This is a genomic window from Sinorhizobium sp. KGO-5 (genome assembly GCF_036245905.1).
Taxonomy (GTDB): Bacteria; Pseudomonadota; Alphaproteobacteria; order Rhizobiales; family Rhizobiaceae; genus Sinorhizobium; species Sinorhizobium meliloti_A.
In genome coordinates this window covers 596,208-609,527 of the sequence record NZ_BDIZ01000003.1, presented here as the reverse complement: position 1 = coordinate 609,527, position 13,320 = coordinate 596,208, and the positions used below count along the sequence as shown (strand labels likewise).

The 13,320-nt window shown below is 64.0% G+C and carries 12 protein-coding genes; 10 read left to right on the top strand and 2 right to left on the bottom strand.

All coding sequences use genetic code 11. The features are described from left to right. Positions 1 to 7 precede the first annotated feature (7 nt). Complete coding sequence (locus tag BHD07_RS16925) at positions 8 to 829, bottom strand: IclR family transcriptional regulator (protein ID WP_018096245.1); 822 nt, start codon at positions 827 to 829, stop codon at positions 8 to 10. Between the two features lie 169 nt (positions 830 to 998). Here BHD07_RS16925 and gcl point away from each other — a divergent pair, with 169 nt between their 5' ends. From gcl to BHD07_RS16890, 7 genes are all read left to right on the top strand, one after another. Beyond that, entirely contained in the window at positions 999 to 2,783 is a 1,785-nt protein-coding gene (gene gcl / locus BHD07_RS16920; RefSeq protein ID WP_338281833.1) for a glyoxylate carboligase, read from the top strand. Between the two features lie 53 nt (positions 2,784 to 2,836). After that, positions 2,837 to 3,652, top strand: coding sequence for a hydroxypyruvate isomerase (gene hyi / locus BHD07_RS16915; protein ID WP_338281831.1), 816 nt, complete (start codon positions 2,837 to 2,839; stop codon positions 3,650 to 3,652). A gap of 5 nt (positions 3,653 to 3,657) precedes the next feature. Further along, positions 3,658 to 4,542 (top strand): 2-hydroxy-3-oxopropionate reductase, encoded by an 885-nt coding sequence (locus tag BHD07_RS16910; RefSeq protein ID WP_275599383.1) that lies wholly within the window; start codon positions 3,658 to 3,660, stop codon positions 4,540 to 4,542. A gap of 113 nt (positions 4,543 to 4,655) precedes the next feature. Further along, positions 4,656 to 5,924 carry a glycerate kinase type-2 family protein gene (locus BHD07_RS16905; protein ID WP_338281829.1) on the top strand — a complete coding sequence of 423 codons (1,269 nt, stop codon included), beginning with the start codon at positions 4,656 to 4,658 and terminating at the stop codon, positions 5,922 to 5,924. A 47-nt stretch (positions 5,925 to 5,971) separates the two neighbouring features. Next, the gene (locus tag BHD07_RS16900; RefSeq protein ID WP_018096250.1) at positions 5,972 to 6,463 is read left to right on the top strand and encodes an ureidoglycolate lyase; all 492 of its coding nucleotides are present in this window, start codon (positions 5,972 to 5,974) and stop codon (positions 6,461 to 6,463) included. 98 nt (positions 6,464 to 6,561) lie between these two features. Further along, the gene (locus tag BHD07_RS16895) at positions 6,562 to 7,485 is read left to right on the top strand and encodes a DUF930 domain-containing protein (RefSeq protein WP_338281826.1); all 924 of its coding nucleotides are present in this window, start codon (positions 6,562 to 6,564) and stop codon (positions 7,483 to 7,485) included. A gap of 25 nt (positions 7,486 to 7,510) precedes the next feature. Next, on the top strand, positions 7,511 to 8,086 hold the full coding sequence (locus BHD07_RS16890) for a DUF1349 domain-containing protein (protein WP_338281823.1): 576 nt from the start codon (positions 7,511 to 7,513) through the stop codon (positions 8,084 to 8,086). Between the two features lie 34 nt (positions 8,087 to 8,120). Here the strand turns inward: BHD07_RS16890 and BHD07_RS16885 are convergent, their stop codons facing one another. Next, the gene (locus tag BHD07_RS16885) at positions 8,121 to 9,140 is read right to left on the bottom strand and encodes a LacI family DNA-binding transcriptional regulator (protein ID WP_338281822.1); all 1,020 of its coding nucleotides are present in this window, start codon (positions 9,138 to 9,140) and stop codon (positions 8,121 to 8,123) included. Positions 9,141 to 9,351: 211 nt separating this feature from the next. Between BHD07_RS16885 and BHD07_RS16880 the strand changes: the two genes are divergently transcribed. The 3 genes from BHD07_RS16880 to BHD07_RS16870 are packed head-to-tail and all read left to right on the top strand — an operon-like array spanning position 9,352 to position 13,216. Continuing rightward, a complete protein-coding gene (locus tag BHD07_RS16880) occupies positions 9,352 to 10,932 on the top strand; it encodes a sugar ABC transporter ATP-binding protein (protein WP_338281820.1) in 1,581 nt (526 codons plus the stop codon). Further along, on the top strand, positions 10,929 to 12,251 hold the full coding sequence (locus tag BHD07_RS16875; protein WP_338281818.1) for an ABC transporter permease: 1,323 nt from the start codon (positions 10,929 to 10,931) through the stop codon (positions 12,249 to 12,251). The genes BHD07_RS16880 and BHD07_RS16875 overlap by 4 nt, the downstream gene beginning before the upstream one ends. After that, positions 12,248 to 13,216, top strand: a complete 969-nt coding sequence (locus tag BHD07_RS16870) for a substrate-binding domain-containing protein (protein ID WP_324764586.1) — start codon at positions 12,248 to 12,250, stop codon at positions 13,214 to 13,216. The genes BHD07_RS16875 and BHD07_RS16870 overlap by 4 nt, the downstream gene beginning before the upstream one ends. The last annotated feature ends 104 nt before the right edge of the window (positions 13,217 to 13,320 follow it).

Sequence of the window (13,320 nt, the reverse complement as noted above, 5' to 3'; positions counted from 1 at the left end):
AGCGCCTTCAGCCTTCCTCCGGCCTATGCCCGCCGATCGCGCGCGTCAATTCGTCCGCCGTGCGGCGCACGGCGGGGCCGAGGATGCCGAGTCTCTCGTCGTCGATACGGACGGTGGGGCCGGAGATCGAGATGCCGCCGATCGCCTCGCCGTACTCGTTGAAGAGCGGGGCTGCGATGCAGCGCATGCCGAGCGTGTGCTCTTCGTCATCGACCGACCAGCCGCGGAAGCGGATCTCCTGAACATTGCGTATCAGGTCCTGCAGCGTGGCGAGCGTCCGACCGGTAAAGCAGGGCAGCGTTCTGCCGCTCAAAGTCTTGGCGATCTCCGTATCGGACCAAGTCGACAGAATGGCCTTGCCGATGCCGGAAGCGTGGATCGGGCCGCGCCGCCCGGGACGGAAGAAGGCGCGCATCGGCGCGTGGCTTTCGACCTGGGAAATGAAAACGACGTCGCCGTCTTCCTCAATGCCGATATTCGCCGTCTCGCCGCTTTCGTCCATAAGCCGCTTCAGGAAAGGACGGCTGATCGTGCCGAGCTTGCGGAAGCGCAGGAAGGCGTTGCCTATCTCGAAAGCCTTGACGCCGACGGTCCACGTGCCGGCCTCAGCGTCGTTCGCCACCATCCCGTGCTGGGCGAGCGACGTCAGCAGCCGGTGCACGGTCGAAGGCGCCATGCCTGAGCGCTCCGAAAGCGCGGTCAAGGTTGAGCCGTCCCCTTCGGCGATGATCGCCAGCAGGGACAGGCTCCTGTCCAGTACCTGAACGGAAGCCGGGGCGGCGTTCTCTCCCGCCTTGCGCCCTCTCTTTCCCCTGCCGTTCGCCTCCATGCCAGTCTCCAAATCAGTTGCCGCCTGAGATCATGCTCTACAGCCATTGCATCCGATTTTCTCCTATTTGTTGAAAATCTTTATTTCCATATGATGGGAATGGTTTCCATAAACGCGTTGAAATGGGTGCAGCATGGATTTACCTTCCAATCAAACAGGAGGAGTTCCCATGGCCAAGATGCGCGCAGTCGATGCAGCGGTTTATGTTCTGGAAAAAGAAGGGATTGATTGCGCCTTCGGCGTACCCGGCGCGGCGATCAATCCATTCTATTCGGCCCTCAGGGCGCGCGGATCGGTCCGTCACATCCTCGCTCGCCACGTCGAGGGGGCTTCGCACATGGCGGAGGGCTATACCCGCGCCAAGCACGGCAATATCGGTGTCTGCATAGGCACCTCGGGCCCAGCCGGCACGGACATGATCACCGGCCTCTACTCGGCATCCGCGGATTCGATCCCGATCCTCTGTATCACCGGGCAGGCGCCGCGTGCGCGTCTCGACAAGGAGGATTTCCAGGCGGTCGACATCGCGAAAATCGCGGCGCCGGTCACCAAATGGGCGGTCACCGTCATGGAGCCGGCGCTGGTCCCCTTCGTCTTCCAGAAGGCATTCCATCTGATGCGCTCGGGTCGGCCGGGGCCGGTCCTCATCGACCTGCCGGTCGACGTCCAGCTTGCCGAGATCGAATTCGATCCGGAAACCTACGAGCCGCTTTCCGCCTACAAACCCGCCGCCACCCGTGCGCAGGCCGAAAAGGCGCTCGCCATGCTCAATGAGGCAGAGCGGCCGCTGATCGTCGCCGGCGGCGGCATCATCAATGCGGACGCTTCGGATCTCCTGACCGAATTCGCCGAGATCACCGGCGTTCCGGTCGTTCCGACACTGATGGGCTGGGGCGTCATCCCGGACGACCATCCGCTGATGGCCGGCATGTGCGGCCTGCAGACCTCGCACCGTTACGGCAATGCGACGCTGCTCGCCTCCGATTTCGTCTTCGGCATAGGCAATCGCTGGGCAAACCGCCACACCGGTAACGTCCCGACCTATACGGAGGGCCGCAAGTTCATCCATGTCGATATCGAGCCGACGCAGATCGGCCGCGTCTTCGCGCCCGATTTCGGCATCGTCTCCGACGCAGGCGCCGCGCTCAAGCTCTTCCTCGACGTCGCAACCGAATGGAAGACTGCCGGCAAGCTGCGCGACTGGTCGGCCTGGGCCGAGGAGTGCCGCGAGCGCAAGCGGACGATGCTGCGCAAGACCCATTTCGATCAGACCCCGCTGAAACCCCAGCGTGTCTACGAGGAGATGAACAAGACTTTCGGCCGCGACACCTGCTACGTCTCGACCATCGGCTTGAGCCAGATTGCCGGCGCGCAATTCCTGCACGTCTACAAGCCGCGCAACTGGATCAATTGCGGCCAGGCCGGTCCGCTCGGTTGGACGCTGCCGGCAGCACTCGGCGTGCGGGCCGCCGATCCGAACCGGAAAATCGTTGCGCTTTCCGGCGATTACGATTTCCAGTTCCTGATCGAGGAGCTCGCGGTCGGCGCCCAGCACAAGCTGCCTTACCTGCATGTCGTCGTGAACAATTCCTATCTCGGGCTGATCCGTCAGGCCCAACGCGGCTTCAACATGGATTTCGAGGTCAGTCTGGCCTTCGACAACATCAATGCCGACGGCGACGCGGAGAAGGGTTACGGGGTCGACCATGTGGCGGTTGCCGAGGGGCTCGGCTGCAAGGCAATCCGCGTCAGGAGCCCGAATGAATTCGCCGACGCCTTCGATCGGGCGCAGGCGCTGATGGAAGAGCACCAGGTGCCCGTCGTCATCGAATTCATCCTGGAGCGCGTCACCAACATCGCCATGGGGGCGGACATCAACGCGGTCGTCGAGTTCGAGGAACTCGCCGAGCGCGGCGAGGATGCCCCGACCGCGATTGCCGCCCTTCTCGATTGAAGAACGTCCTGCGCGGTTCCGCCCGCATCCCGCTACCACAGAGGAGTGATCGCATGCCGAGATTTGCTGCGAACCTGACGATGCTGTTCAACGAGGCGCCGTTCCTCGACCGTTTCGCACTGGCCGCCAATGCCGGGTTCGAAGGCGTGGAATATCTCTTCCCCTACGAATTCGAGAAGGGGGCGCTGCGCGGCGAACTCGACCGCCACGGCCTGACGCAAGTGCTGCACAACCTGCCGGCCGGCAACTGGGCCGGCGGCGAACGAGGCATCGCGATCCTGCCGGATCGGATCGACGAATTCCGCAAGGGGGTCGCCACGGCCATCGACTATGCGACCGCGCTCGGCTGCCGTCAGGTCAATTGCCTCGTGGGGATTGCCCCGGACGGTGTGCCCGACAGCGTGCTGCGCACGACCCTCGTCGCCAATCTGAAGCTTGCGGCGGCCGAACTCGGCAAGTGCAGCATCCGCCTCCTGATCGAACCGATCAACCGCTTCGATATTCCCGGCTTCTATCTCAACACGGTCGGGCAGGCGGCGTCGATCATCGAGGAGGTGGGGAGCGACAACCTCTTTGTCCAGTACGACCTCTACCACCAGCAGCGCACCGAAGGCGAACTCGTCGGCACCTACAGGCGCTACCGCGAAAAGATCGCGCATATACAGCTTGCGGACAATCCCGGACGCAACGAGCCGGGGACCGGCGAGATCAACTACCCCTTCGTCTTCGACGCGCTGGAAGCAGCCGGCTACGACGGCTGGATCGGGTGCGAATACAAGCCGCTGAAGACCACCGCAGAAGGACTTGGGTGGCTCGGCACCGAGCGCCGGCGCAAACAATCCGCAGACATCATCCAAATCAGGAGCTAAGCACGATGGCATCTATCGGTTTCATTGGACTGGGTATCATGGGCACGCCGATGGCGCGGCACCTTCAGGATGCCGGTCACAAGATCATCACGTCCAAATTCGCCATCCCGCCGCGCCAGGAGCTCGTCGACAACGGGCTGGAAATCGTCGAAACGCCGAAGGCGCTCGCGGAAACGGTCGACACGATCATCCTGATGCTGCCGGATACGCCGGAAGTGAAGGATGTCCTGTTCGGTGAGAATGGCGTCTATTACGGCCTGGGCGAGGGCAAGCTCGTCATCGACATGAGCTCCATCTCGCCGATCGAAACGAAGGAGTTCGCCAAGAAGGTACGCGAAACCGGTGCCGAATATATCGACGCCCCGGTTTCCGGAGGCGAGGTCGGCGCCAAGAACGCCTCTCTCAGCATCATGGCCGGCGGCAAGCCGAGCTCCTTCGAACGCGCCCTGCCGCTCTTCAAGCTGATGGGCAAGAACATCACGCTCGTCGGCGATTGCGGCGACGGTCAGGTCACCAAGGTCGCAAACCAGATCATCGTGGCGCTGACCATCGAGGCAGTCTCCGAGGCGCTGGTCTTCGCGTCCAAGGCAGGAGCCGATCCGGCCCGTGTCCGCGAGGCGCTGATGGGCGGCTTCGCATCGTCGCGCATTCTCGAGGTCCATGGCGATCGGATGATCAAGCGTACCTTCGAGCCGGGCTTCCGCATCTCGCTGCACCAGAAGGACCTGAACCTCGCGCTGCAGGGAGCGAAAAGCCTCGGCATCTCGCTGCCGAACACGGCGGCGACCCAGGAGCTCTTCAACAATTGCGCCGCCAATGGCGACAGCGGGCTTGACCACTCCGGGCTCGTGCGGGCGCTCGAGCGGATGGCGAACCACGAGGTCGCCTAAGTCGCGGTCGAGGACGCGCATGATCGGCCGACGGCCTCATCCGTCGGGGAGATCATGCATCCGGGCGGCGGAAGGAGGAGCCGCCGCCCGCGTATTTCCAAACGGGAGGAACAATGGCCGCCATCGCCAACCCGCGTCAATTCCTGGAGAGCCTGTTCGCCTCTGCGGTGTCCGCCGCTGATCCGGAACGCGTCATCGCCGCAAATCTGCCGGAGCGGCCGAAGGGGCGCACGGTCGTCATCGGAGCCGGCAAAGGCGCCGCTCAGATGGCCCGGGCGTTCGAATGCGCCTGGGAGGGGCCGCTCAGCGGCGTGGTCGTCACGCGCTACGGTTTCGGCGCGCACTGCAGGCAGATCGAGGTGCTCGAAGCCTCCCATCCCTTGCCGGACGAGGGCGGGCTGAAGGCATCGAAGCGGCTCCTCGCGGCGGTCAGCGGCCTGACCGGGGATGACCTGGTCGTGGCGCTGATCTGCGGCGGCGGTTCGGCGCTCCTGCCGGCACCACCACCGGAGCTTTCGCTCGAGGATGAAATCGCCGTCAATCGGGCGCTACTTGCGTCGGGCGCGCCGATCAGAGCGATGAACGCGGTACGCAAGCATGTTTCCTTGATCAAGGGCGGCCGCCTTGCCGCCGCGGCCCATCCGGCCAGGGTCGTCTCTCTCGTCGTCTCCGATATTCCCGGCGACGACGCGGCGCTGGTCGCATCCGGCCCGACAGTCGCCGACGCAGCCAGCCGCCACGACGCCCTGAAGATCGTCGAGCGCTATCGCCTCGCCTTGCCGGAAAAGGTCATGCGCCGGCTGGCGAGCGCTGCGGCGGATGCGCCGAGACCTTCCGATCCGCGCTTTGCCCGCAACGAGGTGCGGCTGATCGCTTCGGCAGGCGTCTCACTGGAGGCCGCGGCATCCAAGGCCCGGTCCGCGGGCGTAGAGGCCGTCATTCTTTCCGATGCGATCGAAGGGGAGGCACGCGACGTCGGGCTCGTTCATGCGGCCATCGCGCGCGAGACGGCGCTGCGCGGCCGTCCCTTTCCGAAGCCCGCCCTCATCCTTTCCGGCGGCGAAACGACGGTGACGGTCCGGGGCGAAGGTCGCGGCGGGCGCAACAGCGAGTTCCTGCTGTCGCTGGCGCTCGGCATCGACGGTATCGGCGGGATCTCGGCGCTCGCCGCGGATACCGACGGCATCGACGGATCCGAGGACAATGCCGGCGCCTTCGCCGATCATACGACGATCGCGCGCCTGCTGGCGCGGCGCCTGGATGCCGCCGCGCTGCTTCAGAAGAACGACAGCTGGGCGGCCTTCGATGCGCTTGGAGACCTTTTCAAGCCGGGGCCGACGGGCACGAACGTCAATGATTTCAGGGCGGTGCTGATCCAGTGATCGGTGCCGGCGCCCAAAGGCAATTGGTCAACCAGGGAGGAAAGACCATGATACCTCTACCGATCCGCCCGCTTTCGCACGGCGAGTTCGCGCCCTTCGGCGACGTCATCGAGCCTGACGATGCGAAGAGCTTTCCGATCAACGCCGGCAAATGCATCCGCTATCACGACCTTGCGAAGGTGGAGACGAGCGGGCCGGAAGCCCGAACGCTGGTCAGCCTCTTGAAGGGCGAGCCCTACGACATCCCCCTGACGCTGAAGATGGTGGAACGGCATCCGCTCGGAAGCCAGGCCTTCATCCCGCTGACGGGAAATCCCTTTCTCGTGGTCGTCGCGCCCGACGAAGGCGGGGAACCCGGCGAGCCGATCGCCTTCGAGACTGCGCCGGGGCAGGGGGTCAACATCGCGCAAAATGTCTGGCACGGAATTCTGACGCCGCTTCGTTCGACCTCCGAATTCGTCGTCATCGACCGCGGCGGCAGCGGGTGCAATCTCGAGGAGCATTTCTTCGAAAAGCCTTATCAGGTTGAATACGCTTGACCGACGCGCGTCCCGCACTTGTTGCGGGGCGCTCGAACTCTTAGGTTCGGTGCTTCCGAGTCCGTGATCTTTGAGCAATGCAGCACTTCGCCAGGAAAATGTGGGGAGAAACCGGTTGGGGCATGCCGACCTCGCTCGCCCTGCACCTGGCGCTCGCCTTCTTGCTGCTGGTTCGGCTGCCGGAATTGTCTGCGCCGGCAAAGGAGCAAAGCGTCAGCGTCGAGCTCGTTGCGCAGCCGAAGAGTGCAGAAAAGCCCGAGCAACAGCCGAACGTGGCCAAGAGCGAGCAAACGCGTCCTCAGCCTGAGGCATTCGAGTCGGCCGCAGCGCCGGTCGAAACGGAAAAGCCGCCTCGGCCCGAATTGCCTCCGGCCGCGCCGAAGAAGACCGAAACGCCGAGCGAGACGCCGGAGGCCTCGCGCCCTGCCCCGGCAAAAAAGGAAAACACCGCCAGCGAAAAGCCGGCGGAAAGCAGGACCGCGCTTGCGGAATTGCGCGTCGATGCCCGGAGCGCAGCGAACGAGGCGGCCGATGCCGCAGCCACGCCGCCGGCTGCAGCTGTTCCCCAGGAGAAACCGGTCGTGGAGGAAGCAAGGGCGGACCCGGCGCAAAAGCCGGCCGAGGCCATGGCCGAACGCCAGTCGAACGAGCTCGTCCAGGCGAAGGAACTCTATTCTGAAAACGCCCTGTCGGACCCCCGCGTGAAACAGGCGATCGGCAGGCTGCCGCCGAAGAAGCGGATCGTGCAGCTCTGCAGCATCGAAGCGCTCGAGCAGGTGCGGCGTGAAATGCCCGGCGCCTTTCCGGACATGCTCGTTCCCTTCGGCCCTTCGGGGGGCTTCATCTCGCCGACGGGCCTGAACGCCGATGGCGGCGCCTTCCGCAGTCGGTCGACATGGTACGCCATCGACTTTAAATGCGAAGTGAGCCCCGAGACGACATCGGTCACTTCCTTCAGCTTCGCAATCGGCAAGGCGATCCCGAAGAGCGAGTGGGGTGCGCGACAGCTGCCGAGCAATTAAACACTGGGACGGATGGAGGGACAGAATGGCAAGCGCCTATCGCTGGCTGAACGAGCCGGCAAGCTGGGAGGGCGACGAACGCGATCTGTCGCTCAGAACCGACGCCAAGACGGATTTCTGGCGCGAAACCTTCTACGGCTTCGTGCGCGACAGCGGACATGCCTATCTTCGTCCGGTTTCAGGCGATTTCACCGCCTCGGCGAAGATCGTCGGCCAGTATGAGCAGCTTTACGACCAGGCCGGTCTGATGCTGCGGCTCGACGAACAGAACTGGATCAAATGCGGTATCGAATATACCGACGGATTGATGCATTTCAGCGTGGTCGTGACGCGCGGCGTATCGGACTGGTCGGTCATTCCGTTGCACGCAAGGGCGCCTTCGGACCCACTGGAGGTGCGGCTGACGCGGCATGACGATGCGGTGCGGGTGCAATTCCGCTTTGGCGAGGAACGCTGGCAGATGGCGCGGCTCTGTCCCTTTTCCGCCGCTGATGCCGAGGCCGGCGTCACGGCCTGTTCGCCGGAGCGCGCGGGCTTTGCGGCAAGGTTCCGCGATTTGAATTTCGGCCCGCCGATCGCTCGCGCCTTGCACGACGACTGACGCCCCGATAACGCGATCCTTGTGCGAAAATGGGTCAGGCGATCGCGCGCGGCGTCAGGCTGCCGGCCGGCCGGCAGGAGTCGCGAATCACCAGTCTTCCCTGAAGCACGAGCCGGCGTGGCGCTTCCGGGCTAGCGCCGGAAAGGCGGTCGAGCACGAGCTGCGCGGCCTGTTCGCCGATCGCCTGGACTGGCTGGGCGATCGTCGTCAGATGCGGCTGGAAGACGTCGGCCCAGGGAAAATCGTCGAAGCTTGCGACCGAAACGTCGTCCGGGCAGCGAAGGCCGATATCCCGGATCGCCTTCATCACCCCGATGACCATCAGGTTGTTGGCGGAGAAAATCGCCGTTGGCCGCTCGGGACTTGTCAGCAGCTGGATCGCCGCGGTGTAGGCGTCCTTCTCCCGAAAATTGCCGATCCGGATCAGGTCCTCCTCGCAGGGGAGGCCCGCCGCCTCCAACGCTGCCCGATAGCCGGCAAGACGCTCCCGTCCGGTCGAAGTGTCGAGCGAGCCCGAAATATAGCCGATGCGCCGATGGCCGAGGCCGAGCATATAGACCGTTGCATCCTGAACCGCGCGACGATTGTCGAGCACGACGGCATCGGTGTCGATGCCGTCGCAAAGCCTGTCGATCAGCACGGTTGGAAGATTGGCGTTAGCGATCATGCGCTTCAGCGTCTCGTCGTCTCCGGCCGGCGCGATGATCAGGCCGTCCACGCTCCGGTCGATCAACAGGGCGATCTGCTCGTCCTGCAAGGCAACGTCCTCGTCATTGCAGCAGAGCATCACGGCGTAGCCGGCCCGATGCAGCACGTCCTGGATCACTGCCACGACATCGGTGAAGAACGGATTGGTGATATCGGCAACCATCAGGCCTACGGTGCGGGTCGTGCCGAGCTTGAGACTGCGGGCGATCGCGTTGCGCTTGTAGCCTATGAGGCCGATCGCCTGCTCGATGCGGCTGCGCAATTCCGGACTGACCGGGGCCGAGCCGTTGATCACGGCCGAGACCGTCGCCACAGAGACATGCGCCGCCTTGGCAACGTCGAGCATGGTCGGTGCACCGGATTTCCGAGAATTTCGTCGCTGCTGCATTTCTTCTGAAACGTTTAGATAATTTGATCGCGAAACTGTATTTGAATTGCTGGAATTAGGCAATCAAGTCCGGAACCGCCTGCTTGACAGTGTCGAAACGTTTAGAATAGGCTGCAGGAAATAGGCGAATAGAGCGTCAGATGTCGGCGGTAGGGAGGCTGCCAATATCATGCGCGATGCTATCCCCCGTGATTCGGTCACCAAAGAATCCGGCCGGCCAGTTCTGGCGGCCGAAGCGGTTTCGAAATCGTTCGGCGGCGTCGCGGCGCTCAAGGATGTGCGCTTCGAACTGCGCGCGGGCGAAATCCATGCGCTCATGGGCGAGAATGGCGCCGGCAAGTCGACGCTGATGAAGGTCCTGTCCGGCGTCTACCCGGACTACGAGGGCACCTTCCGCGTCGATGGAGAAACCGCCCGCTTCTCCAATGTGCGCGATGCCGAGGCGGCCGGGATCGCCATCATCCATCAGGAACTCAACCTCGTCCCCGAACTCGGCGTCGCCGACAACATCTTTCTCGGCCGCGAACGGGTGATCGCCGGTCTTTTCGTGGATCGCAAGGCGAGCCTGGAGGCCGCACGAGGGCTGTTGAACCGTCTCGGCATCGAACTCGACCCGGAGGCGCGCGTCGGGCAGTTGCGGGTGGGCGAACAACAGCTCGTCGAGATCGCGAAGGCCCTCTCCGTCGAAGCGCGCATTCTGATCATGGACGAACCGACCTCGGCGCTTTCGCCCGGCGAGTGTCGACGCCTCTTCAAGATCATGCGGCAACTCGCGGCCGACGGCGTCGGCATCATCTATATTTCGCACCGGATCGACGAGGTGATGCAGCTCAGCGACCGGGTCACCGTCTTCCGCGACGGCCGGCATGTCTGGACCCGGCCGATGGCCGGACTGGACGAGAATACGATCATCGCCGCAATGGTGGGCCGCAACCTCCTCGACGCGCATCCGGCCGACCGGGGCAACGGCGGCGGCGAGCCCGTCCTTTCGGTCAGGGACCTGTCGCTTGCCGTGCCCGGACGCCATGGCTGGCGCGACGTGCTGAAGGGCGTGAGCTTCGACGTTCGCGCCGGCGAGATCCTCGGCATCGGCGGCTTGCTCGGCGCGGGACGCACGGAAATCCTGGAGACGATCTTTGCATCGAATGAGGGCCTTCGCGGCGGTGAAATCCGGCTGGACGGCATCGCCGTCGATATCCGCTCGCCACGGGATGCTCGCCGCCTCGGTTTTGCTCTGGTGACGGAGGACCGCAAGGCGAAGGGGCTGCATCTTCACGAATCGATCAGAGACAATGTGGCCCTGCCGCTTGTTGGAAGGCTCGCCCGATTCGGGCTGCGCTCCTTCGAAGGCGAGCGTGCGCTCGCAAAAGGGGCAGTCGATGCGCTCGGCGTGCGCTGCGCGAGCACCGATCAGGCGGCCGGAACCCTGTCCGGCGGCAACCAGCAGAAGGTCGTCATCGGCAAGTGGCTGGCGACCGGTCCGCGTGTCCTTCTGCTCGACGAGCCGACACGCGGCATCGACGTCGGTGCGAAGCGCGAGATCTACGATCTCATCTTCAAGCTCGCCGGCGACGGGCTGGCGATCGTGGTGGTCAGTTCCGAACTGCCGGAGCTTTTGCTCCTCGCCGACCGCATTCTGGTGATGGCCGAGGGACGGCAGACCGGGCTCATCTCCCGGGAGGAGGCGAGCGAGGAGCGCATCATGCAGCTCGCCGCTCCGCGGAGCGCACGCGGAAGGGCGGTTGCATGAATTTCCTGAAGGCTCTCTCCCGTACGAAACTCTATTGGGGGCTGATCGCCATCTTCCTGATCGGAGTCCTGTCCTCGCCGGTAACGTCGTCGGGCAGGAACATCTTTCTCTCCTCCGGCAATCTCCTCGACGTGTTGCGGCAGGTATCGACCACCGGGCTGATCGCCACCGGCATGACGGCCGTCATTCTGACCGGCGGCATAGACCTTTCGGTCGGCTCGCTGATGGCGATCTGCACCGTCGTCTGCGCAATGCTCCTGACCGTTCCGGGGGACACGGCCGCCCTCTATCTGGGGCTGCCGTCCGTCGGGCTTGCCGTTCTGGTCGGCGGTGCGGCGGCAGTACGCTTCGTCTTCCTGAATATCGAGAAATCACGTGCGGGCGTGACACATGTCCGCGACATCCGGCTTGACCGGACCCGCGGTACCGTTCTGCCCGCCGCAGCCGGCATCGTTCTCTGTGCCCTGGTTCTAAGTTTCCTCTTGCCTCAGATGCAGACGAAATTCGGCGTGCTCGGCGTTCTGCTCGTGGCGCCGGCGGTCGGACTCATGTGCGGCGCGGCCAACGGCGCGATCATCGTGGTCGGACGATTGCAGCCCTTCATCGTCACGCTTGCCATGATGGTCACGGCGCTCGGCATCGCCCGGCTCACCGCCGGGCAGAACAACGCCGTTCTGCCGGTCTATACCGGCAGCAATGCGACCGCCGATTTCGATATGCTGCGGCAGCTCGTCTTCGGCATCGTGCCGATGCCCGGCATATTCTTCATCGTCGCGATTCTTCTCTATGGCGCGGTGCTGCGGTTCACCCCCTTCGGCCGCTATGTCTATGCGATCGGCGGAAACGAGGAGGCGGCGCGCCTTTCCGGCATCAATGCGGGCCGGGTGAAGATCGTCGCCTATGCAGTATCGGGTCTTCTCGCGGGCATCGCCGCGGTCCTCTATGTGGCGCAGTACCGGCAGGGCAAGCCGGACGCCGGCGCGGGCCTCGAACTGGATGCGATCGCGGCAGTGGTCATCGGCGGGACGAGCCTGATGGGAGGGCGCGGGAGCCTTGCCGGGACGTTCTGCGGCGTCCTGATCTTCGGCCTGCTCTCCAATATCCTGCAGCTCCACAACATCAATTCCAATCTTCAGCTGGTGCTGAAGGGCGTGATCATCATCGGCACGGTGCTCGTTCAGGAGCGCAATGCCTACGACCTTCTCGCGCAATTGCGGCTGCCGGGCGCAAGCCGGCGCCCGACTCAAGGAGATACGTCCGCCGAGGAGCGGACGTCGGGAGAGACGTTATCCATGACAATGGGAGGAAAGAAGAAATGAAACGCCGTGACATCATCAAACTGACGGCGGTCGCCGCCGTTCTCGCCGCGACGACCGTGCTCATGCCGGCGCACGACGCCCTGGCTCAGGACAAGAAGTTTCGCATCGGCTTCAGCCAGGCGACGACGATCGAACCGTGGCGTGCGCAGTTCAACAAGGACATCATCGCCGAGGCGGCAAAGCATCCGGACGTCGAACTGATCATAACCGACGGTGAGGACAGGACGGAAAAGCAGGTGGCCGACGTCGAGAACCTCATTCGCCAGGAGGTGGATGCCTTGCTCGTGTCGCCGAAAGAGTCCGCAGGGCTCACCGGCGTGGTGCAGCAGGCGATCGATGCCAAGATCCCGGTCTTCGTTCTCGACCGCAACGTCGAGACCGACCAGTACACCCAGTTCGTCGGCGGCGACAACAAACTGATCGGCCGCGCGGCCGGCGAATATGCGGTCGAGCTTCTCGGCGGAAAGGGCAAGGCTCAGGGCAATATCGTCGAGATATGGGGCGGCATGGGCACCCAGCCGGCCCACGACCGCCACGACGGCTTCCACGAGTTCACCGACAAGGAGCCCGGCATCAAGAACCTGCTCGATCAGCAATCCGGCGACTGGAAGCAGGACCAGGCCTACAACATCATGGCGACGGCGCTGCGCAACAACGAGAAGATCGATCTCGTATACGGCCACAACGATCCGATGGCCTATGGCGCCTATCTGGCGGCGAAGGACGCAGGTCGTGAGAAGGAAATGAAGTTCATCGGCATCGACGCGCTCCCGAACGAAGGCGTGACCTGGGTCAACAACGGCGAACTCACCGCGACCTTCCTCTATGCGACGCCGGGAGCAGAGGGTCTCCGCCAGGCGGTGAAGTTCCTGAAGGGGGAAAAGGTCGAAAAGACCGTCACGCTCGACACGATGAAGGTAACCAAGGAAAACGCCGCGCAGATCCTGAAGGACAACGGCCTGTAAGAGCCGTCGCGCGGACGCGCTGCGGCAAACTCAAAGGTGCATGCTTTACTCGGTCCGATTTGAGGAAGCGTGCAGCGGGCGGGCGGCAGACGAGGGGGACCGCC

Excerpts from the sequence above, each read along its gene's own strand:
- BHD07_RS16925 (WP_018096245.1), bottom strand. The coding sequence starts at position 829 with ATGGAGGCGAACGGCAGGGGAAAGAGAGGGCGCAAGGCGGGAGAGAAC.
- gcl (WP_338281833.1), top strand. The coding sequence starts at position 999 with ATGGCCAAGATGCGCGCAGTCGATGCAGCGGTTTATGTTCTGGAAAAA.
- hyi (WP_338281831.1), top strand. The coding sequence starts at position 2,837 with ATGCCGAGATTTGCTGCGAACCTGACGATGCTGTTCAACGAGGCGCCG.
- BHD07_RS16910 (WP_275599383.1), top strand. The coding sequence starts at position 3,658 with ATGGCATCTATCGGTTTCATTGGACTGGGTATCATGGGCACGCCGATG.
- BHD07_RS16905 (WP_338281829.1), top strand. The coding sequence starts at position 4,656 with ATGGCCGCCATCGCCAACCCGCGTCAATTCCTGGAGAGCCTGTTCGCC.
- BHD07_RS16900 (WP_018096250.1), top strand. The coding sequence starts at position 5,972 with ATGATACCTCTACCGATCCGCCCGCTTTCGCACGGCGAGTTCGCGCCC.
- BHD07_RS16895 (WP_338281826.1), top strand. The coding sequence starts at position 6,562 with ATGTGGGGAGAAACCGGTTGGGGCATGCCGACCTCGCTCGCCCTGCAC.
- BHD07_RS16890 (WP_338281823.1), top strand. The coding sequence starts at position 7,511 with ATGGCAAGCGCCTATCGCTGGCTGAACGAGCCGGCAAGCTGGGAGGGC.
- BHD07_RS16885 (WP_338281822.1), bottom strand. The coding sequence starts at position 9,140 with ATGCTCGACGTTGCCAAGGCGGCGCATGTCTCTGTGGCGACGGTCTCG.
- BHD07_RS16880 (WP_338281820.1), top strand. The coding sequence starts at position 9,352 with ATGCGCGATGCTATCCCCCGTGATTCGGTCACCAAAGAATCCGGCCGG.
- BHD07_RS16875 (WP_338281818.1), top strand. The coding sequence starts at position 10,929 with ATGAATTTCCTGAAGGCTCTCTCCCGTACGAAACTCTATTGGGGGCTG.
- BHD07_RS16870 (WP_324764586.1), top strand. The coding sequence starts at position 12,248 with ATGAAACGCCGTGACATCATCAAACTGACGGCGGTCGCCGCCGTTCTC.